Raw genomic sequence first — 1868 nt, 5'->3', positions numbered from 1 at the left:
AGTCGAGTAGACTAAGACCTCTCAATCTTAGCCCCTCACAGATCCGTACGTGCGGCTTTCCCGCATACGGCTCCTCATAGTAACATTCACTTTAATATAAGCAATAGTACGTTTTAGGCTTTGCTAATGGATAATACTTGAGCATTTGCACAAATCCATTCCATGTGTATGCCCGTCTACAACCTCTCCGATTCATGGCTTTAAACAGAAACTGCTGAACCCTATGTAAAAATGTTGTTATCTTTCGAAAATTCCATGTAACACCATAGTACCGATAGTGTCCGATTAGCTTCACATTCAATTCCTTGATTATCTCTCGCATCGGTCGATTTCGATTATCATAAATCCAATTCTTATAGGCTCTGACCTTTTGCTCAAACTTCTTTCTTGAAGTCTGTACTTTTGGTGCGAAACCTCCTTTTCGGTTTTTGCTACAGTAGAAAGTAAATCCCAGAAAGTCAAATGTTTCCGGTTTATGTTCCCCTCTTGCCCTGCGATTCTGCTCTGCAAATCTTCCAAATTCAATCAGTCTGCTTTTACTACTCTCAAGTTCCAGACCAAACTTTTCCATTCGTTCTTTTAACTCTTTATAGTATCTTTCAGCTTCTGACTTATATTGAAATCCTGCAACAAAATCATCCGCAAAGTTGACAAGAAAACACTCTCCCTGCATTTCCTTCTTCACTACAAGTTTGAACCACAGCGTCAGCACATGATGCATGTATATATTCGCAAGCATCGGACTCATTACGGAGCCTTGTGCCGAACCTTCCTCTGTTGGTTCAAATTTACCTTGTTCCATTATTCCTGCTTTAAGATATTTACGTATCAGCCACAGTAAGTTCTTATCCTGTATGTTCCATTCGAGAAACTTCATCATCCACTCATGGTCGATATGGTCAAAGAACCCTTTGATGTCAGCATCTACAATATAGCTGATTTTCCCATAACTTATCCGTTGATATACCTCTTTTATCGCTTCGTGACAACCTCTGTTCGGTCTGAATCCATACATACAGTTTAGGAATCTTGGCTCATAAATAGCACCCAATATTTTCTTCACTGCCATTTGTACAATCTTATCCTCATAAGAAGCTATCCCTAATGGTCTTTTCTTTCCATTTGCTTTGGGAATGTATACTCTCAGCGATGGAAGTGGCTTAAAGGATTTGTTTTTCAGCCTTTGTACTAAATCCTTGATATTTCTATCAAGGTTCTTCCCATACTCATCTTTGGTTACCTTGTCGATTCCGACTGCTTTGCTCCCATCTAATTCCTTATGACATTGCTTTAGCATATCTTCATTTATCAAGTGGTACACTGATGTAAATATAGGATGTTTTGATATTGCCGATATCTCAGCTATTCTTACTAATTTCGTTTCCATTATTTCCTCCGTCCCTGAGTACGGATAATGTGTCCTCAGTAAGACCTTTACTATGCAATCCCCTTCCCTCCATCGGTATTACCCGATTTCTACAGTACTATGGGATTGTCCGACTACCTGCCATTCATTTGAAGTCCTCCGTTTTCAGTTGTGACCTCATACTCTTTTTCGAGAAACAGCAGGTTCTCCCCAGTTGATGTGTATTCACAATGTAAAACATGATTGGTTCTCTGACTCCGCAGTGCCACATAATACTCGCCATATCGTATTACATGGTATTGTCTTCCGCACCAGTTAAGACGTCGACCGACTGAAGTTAACGTTTCGAAGCTCAATCACTATTCAACCCTGCTTTCTTGCTGTCTACGCTTGTCAGATGCGTTACCGACATCATCCCAAGACTCGCTATTATCTGGTTGGCTAAACCTTGGATAAACCGGATTCCCACCGGCTTGACTACACACCCTTAGCTGGGCGCACA

Annotated in this window: 1 protein-coding gene; it reads right to left on the bottom strand. The window is 40.7% G+C overall.

All coding sequences use genetic code 11. The features are described 5' to 3' along the window. Positions 1 to 91: 91 nt before the first annotated feature. Positions 92 to 1387 (bottom strand): group II intron reverse transcriptase/maturase, encoded by a 1296-nt coding sequence (gene ltrA, locus DXA97_RS19630; protein WP_118721451.1) that lies wholly within the window; start codon positions 1385 to 1387, stop codon positions 92 to 94. Positions 1388 to 1868: the final 481 nt, after the last annotated feature.

The sequence above is a fragment of the Clostridium sp. OF09-36 genome (assembly GCF_003481985.1).
In the GTDB taxonomy this organism is placed as follows: Bacteria; Bacillota; Clostridia; order Lachnospirales; family Lachnospiraceae; genus Brotaphodocola.
This window is presented reverse-complemented; position numbering and strand designations above follow the sequence as displayed.

Excerpts from the sequence above, each read along its gene's own strand:
- ltrA (WP_118721451.1), bottom strand. The coding sequence starts at position 1,387 with ATGGAAACGAAATTAGTAAGAATAGCTGAGATATCGGCAATATCAAAA.